The sequence below is a fragment of the Vibrio toranzoniae genome, from assembly GCF_024347655.1.
GTDB classification, from domain to species: domain Bacteria; phylum Pseudomonadota; class Gammaproteobacteria; order Enterobacterales; family Vibrionaceae; genus Vibrio; species Vibrio toranzoniae.
Map to the genome: position 1 here is coordinate 2,903,655 of NZ_AP025514.1, position 15,168 is coordinate 2,918,822.

Consider the following 15,168-nt stretch of genomic DNA (forward strand, 5'->3'; position numbering starts at 1 on the left):
GGAAAAAACATGTCTGAGATGACTCCTCGCGAAATTGTTCATGAACTCAATCGCCACATTATCGGCCAAGACAACGCTAAGCGTTCAGTAGCGATTGCATTGCGTAACCGCTGGCGTCGTATGCAGCTCGAAGAAAGCCTGCGTGTTGAAGTTTCGCCAAAAAACATCCTGATGATTGGCCCAACGGGTGTGGGTAAAACTGAAATAGCTCGTCGTCTAGCAAAACTCGCGAACGCGCCTTTCATCAAAGTGGAAGCAACCAAGTTCACTGAAGTGGGTTATGTAGGTAAAGAAGTTGAAACCATCATCCGTGATCTAACCGATGTTGCGATCAAGATGACACATCAACAAGCGATGGAAAAGGTGCAATACCGCGCTGAAGAGCAAGCCGAAGAACGTATTCTTGATGCCCTTCTGCCGCCAGCTCGTGATGCTTGGGGCCAGAATGAACAGACAACTGATGACACAACATCTTCGAATACTCGCCAGGTTTTCCGCAAAAAACTGCGCGAAGGTAAGATGGATGACAAAGAGATTGAAATTGATATTGCAGCACCACAAATGGGTGTTGAAATCATGGCTCCTCCTGGCATGGAAGAGATGACAAACCAGTTACAAGGTATGTTCCAAAACCTAGCTGGCGACACCAAGAAAAAGCGCAAGATTAAAATCAAGGATGCATTCAAAGCACTAACTGAAGAAGAAGCCGCTAAGCTTGTAAACCAAGAAGAGCTAAAAGAGAATGCGATCTTCAACGCTGAAAACAACGGTATCGTATTCATCGATGAGATCGACAAAATCTGTAAACGTGGCGACAGTTCAGGTCCAGATGTATCTCGTGAAGGTGTTCAACGTGATCTACTGCCTCTTATCGAAGGCAGCACAGTTTCAACCAAACATGGTATGGTTAGAACTGACCACATCTTGTTTATCACATCAGGCGCATTCCAAGTGGCTAAGCCATCTGACCTAATCCCTGAGCTGCAAGGTCGTTTGCCAATCCGCGTAGAGCTGGAAGCACTATCAGCGAACGACTTTAAACGTATCCTGACTGAGCCAAAAGCGTCTCTAACAGAGCAGTACATTGCTCTAATGAAAACAGAAGACGTCAGCATTGAGTTTACTGAAGATGGCATCAACCAAATAGCTGACGCGGCATGGCGTGTTAACGAAACCACTGAAAACATCGGTGCACGTCGTCTACACACAGTAATGGAGCGCTTAATGGATGAGATTTCATTCGACGCAACAGACAGAGCCGGCAGCAAACTAGTGATTGACGAAGCTTACGTAACATCAAAGTTAGGTGAATTCGTGGAAGACGAAGATCTGAGCCGCTTCATTCTGTAGCACATTAAACTCCAACTTATTGCTCTATCTCAAAGAAATAGCAGCTAATAGACGAATTCAAGGCCCACTATAAAGTGGGCTTTTTATTACCTAAAAAATGGGCGTATACTCGAATTACTGTATGACACGATATACCGACCACTAGCGTACTAACGACAAAAGTGCACTTACAATGAAAATAGACTTACGATGAAACAATCTTTACTGATCTGGCTTGATGCCGCGCGACCAAAAACTCTGCCCCTCGCACTTGTCTCCATTCTTACAGGGAGTAGTTTGGCGTTCGCTAGCAATCATTTTTCTTTATCGATAGCGCTGCTGGCTTTTTTAACCGCCACTCTATTACAGATTCTATCGAACCTAGCCAACGACTATGGCGATGCCGTCAAAGGCACCGACAACGAGAAGCGTTTAGGCCCAATACGCGCGATGCAGTCTGGTACAGTCAACGCGAAGACCATGAAGCAAGCTATCATCCTCAACATCGTATTGACGGTAATAGCTGGATTGGTTCTTATTTTTTATGCACTAAGCTCGATTGAGAGTATCTTGTCGTTCATCGCTCTTGGTGTTCTGGCGATTGCGGCTGCTATTGCATACACAGTTGGTAACAAGCCCTATGGTTATATCGGCCTTGGCGACTTATCAGTGTTTATCTTCTTTGGATTGCTAGGCGTGTCTGGAACGTACTTCTTGCATACTGGCCACGTTGAGCCTAGCCTATTTCTTCCCGCTTTAGGTTGTGGATTAATGGCAGTGGCAGTTCTCAATATCAACAACATGCGTGATATCGAAAACGATAGCGAATGTGGTAAGCGCACTATGGCCGTTCGCTTAGGGCAGCGCAAAGCCAAGCACTATCATTTCTTGTTACTTGGTTTCGCCCTTGCATCTTTCGCGCTATACCTACTGATTCAGGAGAAACCCGTTTGGATTAGCCTGCCATTCTTGTTCAGTATCATTGTTGTTTACAAGCATGGTAAAGCCGTATGGAAAACCGATAAACCAGCTCAGATTGCACCAATGATGCCCGTTATTGTGAAATGCTCCCTGGTCACTAACTTATTGTTTGCAGGGGTTGTCGTAGCTCAAACTCTATTGAGTTAATTGAGACTAATCATTGCAAAGGGATCAGGCACCGATATACTCAGAGTAAGTTCATTGTTCAAAAGGTAAACGAATGGAATACAACACTTCAGCACTGTGCGACATCTACATAGATCAAGTTGATGTCGTGGAGCCAATGTTCAGCAACTTCGGTGGACGAGCATCCTTCGCAGGACAGGTCACAACATTAAAGTGTTTTGAAGACAACGCTTTGATTCGCTCTGTATTGGAGCAAGATGGGTTAGGTCGAGTGCTGCTAATCGATGGTGGTGGCTCATTACGAAAAGCGCTGATCGATGCTGAAATCGCCCTGCTTGCCGAAGACAATGAGTGGGAAGGTATTGTGGTTTATGGCTGTGTACGTGAAGTCGATGAATTAGAAGATATGAACCTCGGCATTCAAGCTTTAGCATCCATTCCCGTCGGAGCTAGCCAAGAGAGCATTGGCGAGGTTGATGTTCCAGTCAATTTTGGCAGCGTGACTTTTTTACCTGAAGATTACCTTTACGCGGATAATACAGGCATCATTCTCTCTGCTGAGCCGTTAGATGTTGAACTCGACCTTGATGTCGAAGAAGAATCAGATTAAGTATCTCTAACAAAGCTCCAGCCAATTAGAACAACGAACAAAAACGCCCGCTACTCAGTAGCGGGCGTTTTTTTAATCTGAAGAGTCAATTACTCAACGTCATCCATTTTACCTAGAAGGTTACGGATGCGATCTTGCCATGCTGAATGCTCTTCCTGCATTTGCTGAGTTTTTTGCTCTAGCTCGTGACGGCTTGCTTTTAGCTCACCAGCTTCTGTCGCTAGTGCTTGTTTCTCTTCTTTAAGCTCTTCCACTTCCATTTGAAGAAGTGCAATTGTATCTACTGCTGTTTGAATTTTTGCTTCTAGCTGCTCTAGTACTTCAAAAGACATTCTGGCCTACCTTTAGTTATCCATTTAATGGTGAAGGTTCACTCCACTTATTTCCCCATTCTACTCAGCAGAGCAAGGATAAACACTCAATATATTCGATAATTTGCACCATTCGATGAAAAAAACAGCGCTTTTTACCGAATATTGACGCGAATGATTATCTCCACATCCACAGGCTGATTATTTTGATGAAGATTTATTGTTTTCTACTGCAAATTGATCGAGAGCAATCCCCAAAAACAAAAAGGCAAACGTTTTCTTTTGGATATGGTAAAATCCGCCGCAAAATTTATCTTCCCTCCCCTTTAAAAGTTTTGGAGTTCGCATGAAACGCGATTTAGCAATGTCATTTTCTCGTGTCACTGAAGGTGCAGCACTAGCTGGTTACAAATGGCTTGGCCGTGGCGATAAAAACGCTGCGGATGGCGCTGCTGTAGAAGTCATGCGTAGTCTACTAAACAAAACCGAAATCAGCGGTGAGATTGTTATTGGTGAAGGTGAAATTGATGATGCACCTATGCTCTACATCGGTGAGCAAGTAGGTGTGGGCGGTGATGCTGTCGACATTGCCGTTGACCCAATAGAAGGGACACGCATGACAGCAATGGGCCAATCAAACGCATTGGCGGTATTGGCGGCAGGCGAAAAAGGCAGCTTCCTTAAAGCGCCTGATATGTACATGGAAAAATTGGTTGTTGGCCCTGGCGCAAAAGGCGCGATTGACCTAGAACTACCATTGACAGAAAACCTAGAAAACATTGCGAAAGCACTAGGTAAAACGCTGGATACATTAGTTGTAACGACACTGGCTAAGCCACGTCACGATCAAGTCATCGCCGACATGCAAGCAATGGGCGTTCGCGTATTCGCAGTGCCAGACGGTGATGTTGCTGCTTCTATCCTAACTTGTATGCCCGACAGCGAAGTAGACGTCATGTACTGCATCGGTGGCGCGCCTGAAGGTGTCGTTTCTGCGGCGGTTATTCGCGCACTAGATGGTGACATGCACGGTCGTCTTCTCCCTCGTTACGAGGTGAAAGGCGATACCGCAGAAAACCGTAAGCACGGTGAGCTTGAGCTAGAACGTTGCGCTGAAATGGGCGTAACGGCGGGTATAGTGTTGAAGATGGAAGACATGGCGCGCAGCGACAACGTAGTATTCTCAGCAACCGGCATCACCAAAGGTGATTTGCTAGAAGGCATTACTCGTACAGGTAATATCGCAACCACAGAAACACTACTTATCCGTGGTCGCTGCCGCACGATTCGTCGCATCAAATCAATCCACTACCTAGAACGTAAAGACCCAGAAGTAATTGGTCACATTCTGTAAACCTAAGTTAAACAGAACAACAAAGGCTGATACCACGTATCAGCCTTTTGTTTTATTGGCCTGTGCCAAGCACACCATATGCTAGCAATAGCGTGAACGGCGGCCAATATAGTAAATGGTTTGCTTTATAAACACCTTGCCTCATAATAGTAAGGTTCATGAGGTAGGGATAATATGAAAACAAGCGACAAAATCTTACAAACCATTAAGCGCCAAGGAGCGGTAACCGCGAAGCAACTGTCAGAAGAATTTGACATGACGACAATGGGGGCAAGGCAACATCTGCAAAGCCTGGAAGATGACGGTATTCTTGCGTTTCATGACGTTAAAGTAAAAGTGGGACGTCCTACCCGCCATTGGTCACTGACTCAACAAGGCCATAGCCAATTCTCAGACCGACACGGTGAGCTGACGATTCAAGTGATTGATGCCGTAGAGAACCTATTTGGCCCAGAGGGGCTAGCTAAGGTTGCTGCCGAGCGTGAACAACATACTTTAAAGCAGTATCAAACCGCTCTATCTGGCTGTGATAACCTGATCAGTAAACTTGAAAAGCTCACTCAACTTCGTGAAGAAGAAGGTTACATGGCAGAGCTTCAAGAGCATGACGATCATTACATCTTGATAGAGAACCACTGCCCTATCTGTAAGGCTGCGACTCGTTGCCCTAGCCTATGCCAGTCAGAACTCAATGTTTTCACCGAACTGCTCAAAGGCGAGTGCCATGTAAGCCGTACTGAACACATTATTGCTGGCGAGCGACGTTGCACTTACACCCTAACACCCACACCTTCATCGTAATACTCAGTGCTTGAGCTTTGCGCCAAACGACTGGTCTCGTCTCAATATTGAGAAAACCACAATAGAACAAAATTTGTACAGAATTCTTTCTTAAGCTTAAAGCATATGAAACATACTTAATGCTAAGGAAGGAATGATGGCACATCCACAACCCGACCAAAAACTGCCACCCTTTGATGAACTGGCCCAACTCGCGAAAAGCGATCCTAAAGCATTCAATCAATTCAAACGCGAGATGTGTGAGCAAATGATCTGTTCTGCCTCTCAAGTGATGCAAGACAGGCTTCGAGCTCAGCAAAGTCACATCGATTTAGTCGTTAGCCGCTGCAAAAACCCTCACCATACCAATGTCGTACTGATGCAAGAGTTGCGCTGTCAGGTTTGTAAATTCCAAGACGCCCTCGAAGGTCGCTGTCCCCTTGCTGAACCAAAGTCCGAGAATGTCGTCCCTTTTAGACCAAATACGGAGCCGAAAATGTATTAAAGCGAATATAAGTTAACAGCAGACACACATGAAAATCAGACTGTTATAATACAAAAAAGGGAGCGCAAGGCTCCCTTCTTATATCCATTCAATTGTTATACTGGATCTTCACCGTAGTCGTTACGCCCTTCTGTGCCTTTCAACAAGCCACATTCAATCAAAATCCATAGCCCACACACTAATGCCGCAGCGGTAGCCACCATATGAATTGGCGATACCGACTCTGTCGTAGTTGCTGCCATTGGCGAGGCTAAACGTCCCAGAACGAGAGGCACATTTAACAATAACCAGTAGTTCGACTTATTACGGTCATGCCAACGCTTAGCCGTTACCGCAAGATCTGGAATAACCAGCACCAGTAAGAAAATTGGCAGTAGAATATAAGTGTATGCGGGGAACAAAACCGAGATACCCGAAGCAAAACCAGTAATCGCCACATAGTAGAAAATATTCCACATCCAATAAGTCTTACGACCAATTCTCCCCTTGAAAGAGAGCAGTAAATCTTTCATCGACATCTTAAAGTACTCAAAAATTAATACGCTACCAAAAAGTTAGCAGCAAATAGCCCGTTAATCACTTTTAATTAGTTAATCACTTTCTGAAAGCAATCTTTATCCATATCTCTTATGTTCACCGTAAGGCTGCGGATATGACTTGCCTGTTCTTGTAGGGCTTGCATTAGCAAACGTGACAACTCTCTTTTCTGTTCTTCGGTACGTCCTGAAAGTAACTCGAAGCTGATGTGAATAAAATCCACACTGTCCTCTTCGTCACCGACTAGCCAGTTATGACAACGCAGTGAACGCGACTTCACAGAAGGCACATCAAACAAGCCACAGTTTAATGCAACTTGATGAAGATCTTCTAGTAAACCTTGGATATTCACTCGCTCGTCCACTGAATTTGAGTACTCTAAAACTAGATTCGGCATTATTACTTCCTATTGTTAACGCAATCGTTTGTCTCTTAATAGCAACTAACGGTGAAAAATCCGAGAAGTTAGCGATTATTCTGTCTGTCGGATCACTGATATATGCACAAAATCTACTCTTACCATTGAGTAAGATCCAAGAAAGTCATGACCACAGTCATGATCTGTTGATATTAATCTGTTATATTATTTCGTAATAAAGTTTACTTTTTCACATTCGATTTATTTAAATACTTTGGAGATATTCCTATGCGTCATCCTGTAGTTATGGGTAACTGGAAACTAAACGGCAGCAAAGAAATGGTTGTTGATCTACTAAACGGTCTTAACGCTGAACTTGAAGGCGTAACAGGCGTAGACGTAGCAGTTGCTCCACCAGCACTTTTCGTTGATCTAGCAGAGCGTACGCTTACTGAAGCGGGCAGCGCGATCATCCTAGGTGCTCAAAACTCTGACCTAAACAACAGCGGTGCATTCACTGGCGACATGTCTCCAGCAATGCTTAAAGAGTTCGGCGCATCTCACATCATCATCGGTCACTCTGAGCGCCGTGAATACCACAACGAATCAGACGAGTTCGTAGCTAAGAAATTCGCATTCCTAAAAGAGAACGGCCTAACTCCAGTGCTTTGTATCGGTGAATCTGAAGCACAAAACGAAGCAGGCGAAACGGTTGCTGTATGTGCTCGTCAGCTTGATGCTGTTATCAACACTCAAGGTGTTGAAGCTCTTGAAGACGCAATCATCGCTTACGAACCAATCTGGGCTATCGGTACTGGTAAAGCAGCAACAGCTGAAGATGCACAACGCATCCACGCTCAAATCCGTGCACACATCGCAGAGAAATCTGAAGACGTTGCTAAGAAAGTTGTTATCCAATACGGCGGTTCTGTTAAGCCAGACAACGCAGCAGCTTACTTCGCACAGCCAGACATCGACGGTGCTCTAGTTGGCGGCGCAGCTCTAGACGCGAAAAGCTTCGCAGCTATCGCTAAAGCAGCAGCTGAAGCAAAAGCTTAATTTAAACTTCACCGTTTAAATTGAATGAAAGGTCAACTTAGGTTGGCCTTTTTTATTGTCTGTCGTTTGGGATTCAAGCTTCAAACTCAAATGACAGGCACAAAAAAACCGCTAATAAATCAGCGGTTTTTAAAATATTTAAGTTAACGCTAAGCGTACTTAGAACAACTCTTCGGCAACGCGGAACAGCTCAGAACGGTCAGGGTTCTGCATGTTCTCGATACAATCGATGATGTCGTGGTGAACAAGTTCTTCTTTCTCGATACCAACACAACGTCCACCGTGACCTTCTTGAAGAAGGTGAACAGCGTAGTTACCCATACGAGAAGCCAGTACACGGTCAAATGCAGTAGGACGACCACCACGTTGGATATGACCAAGAACCGTTGCACGAGTCTCACGACCTGTTGCCGTTTCGATCTCCTTCGCTAGCTCGTTCGCATCCATCATAAGCTCGGTTAGAGCGATGATTGCGTGCTTCTTACCTTTAGCAATGCCATCTTGAATATTGCTAATTAATTGATCTTTATCTAGGCCAGTCTCTGGCGTAATGATGTACTCACAACCACCCGCGATCGCAGACATAAGCGTAAGGTCACCACAGTGACGGCCCATGATTTCAACAATAGAAATACGTTGGTGAGAAGAAGACGTGTCGCGCAGACGGTCGATTGAATCGATAACCGTGTTAAGCGCAGTTAGGTAGCCAACTGTGTAATCAGTGCCTGCGATATCATTATCGATCGTACCTGGAAGGCCGATACATGGGTAACCCATTTCAGTCAGTTTTTTCGCTCCCATATAAGAGCCATCGCCACCAATAACAACCAGCGCTTCGATACCGTGCTTCTTAAGGTTCTCGATGCCTTTCTCGCGAACTTTAACATCTTTGAATTCAGGGAAACGTGCAGAACCAAGGAAAGTTCCGCCACGGTTGATTACGTCAGATACGCTTGAACGGTCAAGCTTTTCGATACGGTCTTCAACAAGGCCTTGGTAGCCATCGTGAATGCCGTAAACTTCAATGCCAACTGATAGCGCGGTACGAACTACACCGCGAATTGCTGCGTTCATGCCTGGAGCGTCACCACCACTGGTCAAAACACCGATCTTCTTAATCATGCTCACCCTCGATTTTTGGGAATCTATTATTCAATTCTTTTGCTTGCTGATCGTATATCAACAAGATTTTAAATCTATATTTGTGCTTTATGTTACATTTCCTCAATAGGAATAGCACTTAAATCGCGTAAATTTATGTAACATTTCTACTTCTGTAAGAGTATTACAGTTTTAACTAATAACTTTGTTGATTCACATCAGAATCAACATTAATTGTTATACGGTGGTTTTTGTATCACCAAAGAATTAGCAATTTTTACTCACTTTAGTTCAAAAGCCATACACTTACCATTTGCTCGCCATTTTTCCGGTCTATTACCAAGAATGAAATTTCTGCTGCTTCTCGGGTCCAAATACGACCGAATACGGGTCTTGATGGATTAATACATCAGCATCAGGGAACACGGAGATAAGCTTAGCCTCTACTTCGTCAGAAATGCGATGCGCTTCAATAAGTGGGATAGTATCTTCAAGCTCTAAATGCAATTGAATGAATCGAATTGGCCCTGAACGGCGCGTTCTTAGCTGGTGCACACCGAGTACGCCTTCCACACTCAACGATGTTTCTTTTATCTGTTCCAGCTCTTCATCGGGCAGTTTCCTATCCAGTAAAGATTGAATGGCTTCCATCGCCATTTGATAAGCACTATAAAGAATGTAGATACCGATACCAATCGCGAACACCGAATCCGCTTGCCCAATGCCAAACCAGCTCAATGCAAGCGCCAACATAATGGCCGCATTCATGTAAAGATCAGACTGATAGTGCAGTGAATCCGCCGCAATAGCTTGGCTACCGGTTTTTTTCACCACGTGCTTTTGAAATCTGACTAAACCATAGGTCATCACTATTGCGAACAAGCTGACGTAGATACCGATTTCCGGGGAATTCAATTCGTGTGGCCTAAAAAAGCGTTCAATACCATTAAGAATAAGGAAGCAGGCCGAGCCTGAAATAAACATCGCTTGTGCTAATGCGGCAAGAGATTCAGCTTTACCATGACCAAAGGTATGTTCTTTGTCGGCGGGCTGTAAAGAGTAACGAACCACAATAAGATTGACGACAGAAGCGGCGATATCCAACATTGAATCCACCACCGAAGCCAACAGACTCACTGAACCTGTCACCCACCACGCTGCGACTTTCACTATCAATAAAACAGTAGCGATGGTGGTGGCTGCCCAAGCGGCGAGCGTAACTAAACGTGCGTATTCTTGTTTCATAATTTGGCTATAAAGTGACTGATAGCACAAAGTATAACCTGCAAACAATCAATTGAATATGACAGCTAGGATGTAAAACATTCATTTTTAGGGATCAAAAAAAGCGACACTTGGCCGCTTCTTTCTCAACACTTTCATTCAATCCGGCTTTTTCAAGCCATGAATTACTTGTTTTTGTTCATGCGTTTTTCCATTTTGTCAGCACACTTAGTCATGCGCTCTTGTTGGATTTCTTTCAGTTGCGTTTTTTGCTCAGCCGTTAGTACACTCATCATTTCGTGTTGCTTCTTCAGCATTACCACGCGACGCTCAGTTTGCTTTTCAACCATTTCTCTTGCTAAGTCGTTCGCTGCGGCTTCATCGAAGTTGTCAGCCAATACCAAGGCTTGAACTTTTTCGTGGTGCGCTTTCATTTGCGCCACTCTATCGGCTTTGTTGCCAACGCGTTTTGCTTTCATCTCTGCACGATTTGCTTCGCGCATCTCTTTCAATTCTGTTTTTTGTGCGTCAGTGAGATCGAGTTGGCGCATCACTTTCTTATCGAAGCCGCCGCATTTGCCGTGCATGCCTTTGTGGTCGCCTTTATCACCGCCACCGTATGCATACGCAGTGGTTGCACCGAACATAAGTGGAAGTGCCGCCGCTACTAGTACAAGTTTCTTAGTCATTTTCATAATCTTTGCCTCAATTCGGTATAATAAGTTATGTGGTACGTCTGTTTTTCAGCGCTTAGATATAGATTAGTTCCTCCCTCGTAAAGTGACGTTTAGAAAGCGTAAAGAATCGTAAAGAGTGAAAGCTGGCGAATAATTAGCAGTATTATTAACCTAACTAACCGATTAAGGCTCCCTGATGGCGAACATTCTTCTGATTGATGACGACACCGAATTAACCTGTTTACTTAAAGATATTCTGAGCTTTGAGGGCTTTACAGTTTCCGAAGCCAATGATGGCTATACGGGGCTTGAGGCTATCAATGAGGAGATTGATCTAATTCTTTTGGATGTAATGATGCCACGCCTTAATGGTATGGAAACACTAAAGAAGCTGAGAGAAAATTGGGAAACACCCGTGCTGATGCTGACCGCAAAAGGCGAAGAAATCGATCGTGTGATTGGCCTTGAACTTGGAGCTGATGATTATTTACCAAAACCATTCAGTGACCGAGAGCTGCTCGCGCGTATTCGCGCCATTCTGCGCCGAACACAAACCAACACCGCGCCTAAGGCAGCCAGTGACACCATTCAATACCAAGACATCGAGATCTTCCCAGGCAAACAAGAAGCCTACTGCAATGGACAAATCATCGACCTTACAACCACAGAATTCGTCTTACTTAGCCATTTAATCCAGAATCCGGGGCAAGTGATCACCAAAGAAGCCTTGAGCTTAGATGTATTGGGTAAAAGACTCGCCGCTTTTGATCGCGCGATTGATATGCATATCTCTAATCTCCGTAAGAAGATTCCAGAGCGCCACGACGGTAAATCTCGTATCAAAACTTTACGCGGCCGTGGCTATTTATTGATAGAGGAAGATTAATGCGCATACCTAAAATCACCAGCTTATATGGGCGTATCTTTGCTATCTTTTGGTTCACCATGTTATTGGTGCTTTTATCGGTCCTATCGCTTCCCCATTTAGACCCTAGAGTTGCGCGTGATGTCCCAGAAGAACACTTCACGAAACTCAGCCGTATTGCAAAGAGTATCGAAAAGCGATTCGCCAAAGAAAATAACTTGGGCAAGATTGTCTTCCAATTGGAAGGCCCACCACGCAGCCGGAAAGACACACGCCCTCGCATCTACTTAACCGATCTTGAAGGCTCGGTATTAACAACTAAAAAGCATTCAGATTACAAAGTAAAAGCCATTCGTAACTTCGTGACGACAATTGATAACCCTAAAGTGCCAAAACAAAAGCTGTATGGACATTACATGGTAGCAGGCCCAATACCAGTCGCACTTGCCGGTGAGAACCTGATGATGTATATCGGAGTTAAGTGGGATCAGCCGCCGCCGTTCTTGTTACGCCTATTTGATAGACCTCTACAACTTTTACTTGCCGTCATGTTAGCGAGTACCCCGCTATTACTTTGGTTAGCTTGGGCATTGAGTCAACCTGCTCGCAGACTAGAACGCGCCGCAAAACGTGTAGCGAAAGGACAATTTGAGGTCGACCCTCAATTAGAAAAAGGTACCTCAGAATTCAGACAAGCTGGTGAAAGCTTTAACCAAATGGTCGAAGCGGTAAACCAGATGATCTCAGGGCAACAGCGTCTGCTCTCTGATATCTCACACGAGCTACGCTCTCCATTGACCCGCCTACGCATGGCAAATGCATTGGCGATTCGTAAACAAGGTGAGAGCCAAGAACTCGAGCGTATCGATACCGAAGCGCAACGTTTAGAACAGATGATCAGTGAACTACTGACGTTATCTCGTATGCAGGTCAACAGCCATATTACTCGTGAGGTTCAGCCCATCTCGAGCTTATGGGAAGAAATTATAAAAGACGCACAGTTTGAAGCCGAACAGATGGGCAAACAGCTGACGTTTTCGGAGATCCCAGAGCGTTCTATCTCAGGCAACCCCAAGCTATTGATGAGTGCGTTAGACAATATTACACGTAACGCAATCTATTACGGTAAGGACCGCGTCGATGTGCAATTCAGTGTTCAACAAGATCTACTCACAATTTGTGTAAATGATAACGGTGATGGCGTGCCTGAAGATGAATTAGATTCTATTTTCAGGCCTTTCTATCGTGTTTCAACCGCCCGTGATCGTAACTCTGGCGGTACAGGTCTTGGGTTAACCATTACTGAAAGTGCGATTCGCCAACACAGCGGAACCATCACCGCCAGCCGCAGCCAGCTAGGTGGATTACAACTCGAAATCACTCTACCTATCTTACCGGTGTAATACCCCCACAAAGATCGCAGTTGATAATGATTGTTATTATCATTATGGTAAATCCTCTAATTACGGAGGATTTACCATGTTGCACACTTTTCCTGCTCTACCCTACGCTTACGATGCTCTAGAACCTTACATTGATGCTAAAACGATGGAAGTGCATTACAGCAAGCACCACAAAACCTATTACGATAAGTTTGTTAATGCTATCGCGGGTAGTGAACTAGAACAGCAATCGCTGACCGAGATCTTCGCTAATATCTCGCAGCATAGTCCTGCCGTTCGCAACAATGGTGGCGGCTACTACAACCATATTTTGTATTGGAACTGTATGTCTCAAGACGGCGGTGGTGAACCGGCTGGCGAACTTGGCGACGCTATCAAGAGCACATTCGGAGATTTCGAAACATTCCAAGAACAGTTCGCTCAAGCGGCGATCAATACCTTCGGGTCAGGCTTTGCTTGGTTAGTGGTAGAAGAGGGACAGCTAAAGATCATCTCAACCTCAAACCAAGATAACCCTTGGATGGATACCATCGCCAGCAACGGTGAGCCAATTCTTGCACTGGATGTTTGGGAACACGCCTACTACATCAGTTACCAAAACCGTCGCCCTGATTACATCAACGCATGGTGGAATGTGGTGAATTGGAATGCGGTTGCTGAAAACTACGCACAAGCACTCGCGAATCAAGCGTAAGCGAATGGTGGTGAACTGTACTCACTCAGCTTGCCACCGTATACTCTGGCTATCTTTGATTATTCTTGTGAGCCAACATGTTTGATATCGCTCTATACGAACCTGAAATTGCACCCAATACGGGTAACATCATCCGCCTATGTGCTAATTGTGGCGCGAACTTACACCTCATTGAACCGCTTGGTTTTGATTTTGAAGAGAAGAAAGTACGCCGCGCTGGTTTGGATTATCACGACCTAGCGCGTGTTAAGCGTCACAAGAACCTAGAAGCCTTCCTTGAGTATCTAGAGAATGAACGTGAAGGTGACTTTCGTATTTTTGCTTGCACAACCAAAACTACAGGTCACCACGTGGATGCGAAATTCCAACAAGGTGATGTGTTGATGTTTGGCCCAGAAACACGCGGCCTGCCTGCTGAGTTCATCGAAAGCATGCCAATGGAGCAACGTATTCGTATTCCAATGATGCCAGACGCGCGTAGCCTAAACTTGTCTAACGCGGTTGCTATCATTGCATTTGAAGCGTGGCGACAAATGGGCTTTGAAGGCGCGGTATAACCGAACGCTCACTCGTCTGTTGCCTGTTGCCAATAATAGCTAACAGGCAATAAAAAAGGCTCTTACCGTTATCTCTTTCTTGCGAAGGATAAAGGTAAGAGCCTTTTCTGTTTCGTACTTTTGTCTTTCTATAGTAAAGAAAGGGGTAAAGCGACGGGCTTAGTTTAAGCGATTACGATCGTTGTCGTCGTCTTTCTTCTCAAACTCCCCCTCAAAGGTGTTGCCGTCTTTTGGTTGCTCAGATGGGTCGCGATTGAATGGGTCTTGGCCAAATGGACTCTGACCAAAACCAGCCTGTCCACCCGCATGAAAGCCGCCAGACATATTGGTCACCACCATTTTTTCCATCATTTTCTTGGCAATTATTGCTCTTGGTGCTGGCAGCAATACCAACATACCAAGTGCGTCCGTCATAAAACCCGGAGTCAACAGCAATACACCTGCAACCGCAAGCATCACGCCTTCAAGAATCTGTTGTGCTGGCATTTCACCTTGCTGTAATCGACCTTGAACAGACATTAATGTCTGTATACCTTGGCTACGAACAAGCGATGCACCCGCAAATGCAGTAATCAAAACCAACGCAATAGTTGGCCACAATCCTAAGAAGCCACCAACTTGAATAAATAGCCCAATCTCAATGATGGGTACGAAGATAAAGAGTAATAGTAAGATAGGAAACACACGCCCTCCTTTG

The 15,168-nt window shown here is 44.9% G+C and carries 18 protein-coding genes; 11 read left to right on the forward strand and 7 right to left on the reverse strand.

The genetic code is table 11. The features are described from left to right. Positions 1-9 precede the first annotated feature (9 nt). The 3 genes from hslU to rraA all read left to right on the forward strand — a co-directional run bounded on the left by hslU (position 10) and on the right by rraA (position 3,046). Positions 10-1,350: an HslU--HslV peptidase ATPase subunit gene (gene hslU / locus OCU50_RS13215; protein ID WP_060468761.1), complete on the forward strand. Its 1,341-nt coding sequence runs from the start codon at positions 10-12 to the stop codon at positions 1,348-1,350. 189 nt (positions 1,351-1,539) lie between these two features. Then, positions 1,540-2,457: a 1,4-dihydroxy-2-naphthoate polyprenyltransferase gene (locus tag OCU50_RS13220; RefSeq protein ID WP_060468762.1), complete on the forward strand. Its 918-nt coding sequence runs from the start codon at positions 1,540-1,542 to the stop codon at positions 2,455-2,457. Between the two features lie 73 nt (positions 2,458-2,530). Then, positions 2,531-3,046: a ribonuclease E activity regulator RraA gene (gene rraA, locus OCU50_RS13225; RefSeq protein WP_017055862.1), complete on the forward strand. Its 516-nt coding sequence runs from the start codon at positions 2,531-2,533 to the stop codon at positions 3,044-3,046. Between the two features lie 89 nt (positions 3,047-3,135). Here the strand turns inward: rraA and zapB are convergent, their stop codons facing one another. Then, on the reverse strand, positions 3,136-3,378 hold the full coding sequence (gene zapB / locus OCU50_RS13230; protein ID WP_009848877.1) for a cell division protein ZapB: 243 nt from the start codon (positions 3,376-3,378) through the stop codon (positions 3,136-3,138). 325 nt (positions 3,379-3,703) lie between these two features. Between zapB and glpX the strand changes: the two genes are divergently transcribed. From glpX to OCU50_RS13245, 3 genes are all read left to right on the forward strand, one after another. Continuing rightward, positions 3,704-4,711, forward strand: a complete 1,008-nt coding sequence (gene glpX, locus OCU50_RS13235) for a class II fructose-bisphosphatase (protein WP_060468763.1) — start codon at positions 3,704-3,706, stop codon at positions 4,709-4,711. A 174-nt stretch (positions 4,712-4,885) separates the two neighbouring features. Continuing rightward, positions 4,886-5,512, forward strand: coding sequence for a helix-turn-helix transcriptional regulator (locus OCU50_RS13240; RefSeq protein WP_060468764.1), 627 nt, complete (start codon positions 4,886-4,888; stop codon positions 5,510-5,512). Between the two features lie 136 nt (positions 5,513-5,648). After that, positions 5,649-5,996 carry a DUF3135 domain-containing protein gene (locus OCU50_RS13245; RefSeq protein ID WP_060468765.1) on the forward strand — a complete coding sequence of 116 codons (348 nt, stop codon included), beginning with the start codon at positions 5,649-5,651 and terminating at the stop codon, positions 5,994-5,996. Between the two features lie 95 nt (positions 5,997-6,091). Here the strand turns inward: OCU50_RS13245 and OCU50_RS13250 are convergent, their stop codons facing one another. Beyond that, positions 6,092-6,514 carry a DUF805 domain-containing protein gene (locus OCU50_RS13250; RefSeq protein WP_060468766.1) on the reverse strand — a complete coding sequence of 141 codons (423 nt, stop codon included), beginning with the start codon at positions 6,512-6,514 and terminating at the stop codon, positions 6,092-6,094. A gap of 68 nt (positions 6,515-6,582) precedes the next feature. Next, the gene (locus OCU50_RS13255) at positions 6,583-6,930 is read right to left on the reverse strand and encodes a 5-carboxymethyl-2-hydroxymuconate Delta-isomerase (protein ID WP_060468767.1); all 348 of its coding nucleotides are present in this window, start codon (positions 6,928-6,930) and stop codon (positions 6,583-6,585) included. A gap of 249 nt (positions 6,931-7,179) precedes the next feature. Between OCU50_RS13255 and tpiA the strand changes: the two genes are divergently transcribed. Further along, positions 7,180-7,950: a triose-phosphate isomerase gene (gene tpiA, locus OCU50_RS13260; RefSeq protein WP_060468768.1), complete on the forward strand. Its 771-nt coding sequence runs from the start codon at positions 7,180-7,182 to the stop codon at positions 7,948-7,950. A 159-nt stretch (positions 7,951-8,109) separates the two neighbouring features. On the opposite strand, the gene pfkA is transcribed toward tpiA, so the two are convergent. From pfkA to OCU50_RS13275, 3 genes are all read right to left on the reverse strand, one after another. Further along, positions 8,110-9,072, reverse strand: coding sequence for a 6-phosphofructokinase (gene pfkA / locus OCU50_RS13265; RefSeq protein WP_060468769.1), 963 nt, complete (start codon positions 9,070-9,072; stop codon positions 8,110-8,112). 315 nt (positions 9,073-9,387) lie between these two features. Then, positions 9,388-10,296 carry a CDF family cation-efflux transporter FieF gene (fieF, locus tag OCU50_RS13270; RefSeq protein WP_060468770.1) on the reverse strand — a complete coding sequence of 303 codons (909 nt, stop codon included), beginning with the start codon at positions 10,294-10,296 and terminating at the stop codon, positions 9,388-9,390. A gap of 164 nt (positions 10,297-10,460) precedes the next feature. Further along, positions 10,461-10,970, reverse strand: a complete 510-nt coding sequence (locus tag OCU50_RS13275) for a CpxP family protein (protein ID WP_060468771.1) — start codon at positions 10,968-10,970, stop codon at positions 10,461-10,463. A gap of 178 nt (positions 10,971-11,148) precedes the next feature. Between OCU50_RS13275 and OCU50_RS13280 the strand changes: the two genes are divergently transcribed. The 4 genes from OCU50_RS13280 (at position 11,149) to trmL (ending at position 14,471) form a co-directional block, all read left to right on the forward strand. Then, entirely contained in the window at positions 11,149-11,838 is a 690-nt protein-coding gene (locus tag OCU50_RS13280) for a response regulator (RefSeq protein WP_060468772.1), read from the forward strand. Continuing rightward, the gene (gene cpxA / locus OCU50_RS13285) at positions 11,838-13,220 is read left to right on the forward strand and encodes an envelope stress sensor histidine kinase CpxA (RefSeq protein ID WP_060468773.1); all 1,383 of its coding nucleotides are present in this window, start codon (positions 11,838-11,840) and stop codon (positions 13,218-13,220) included. Before OCU50_RS13280 ends, cpxA begins: the two co-directional genes overlap by 1 nt. Positions 13,221-13,296: 76 nt before the next feature. After that, positions 13,297-13,914, forward strand: a complete 618-nt coding sequence (locus OCU50_RS13290; RefSeq protein ID WP_060468774.1) for a superoxide dismutase — start codon at positions 13,297-13,299, stop codon at positions 13,912-13,914. Between the two features lie 77 nt (positions 13,915-13,991). Continuing rightward, positions 13,992-14,471 (forward strand): tRNA (uridine(34)/cytosine(34)/5-carboxymethylaminomethyluridine(34)-2'-O)-methyltransferase TrmL, encoded by a 480-nt coding sequence (gene trmL, locus OCU50_RS13295; RefSeq protein ID WP_009844716.1) that lies wholly within the window; start codon positions 13,992-13,994, stop codon positions 14,469-14,471. Between the two features lie 159 nt (positions 14,472-14,630). Here the strand turns inward: trmL and OCU50_RS13300 are convergent, their stop codons facing one another. Continuing rightward, a complete protein-coding gene (locus OCU50_RS13300; protein ID WP_060468775.1) occupies positions 14,631-15,155 on the reverse strand; it encodes an FxsA family protein in 525 nt (174 codons plus the stop codon). Between the last annotated feature and the right edge of the window lie 13 nt (positions 15,156-15,168).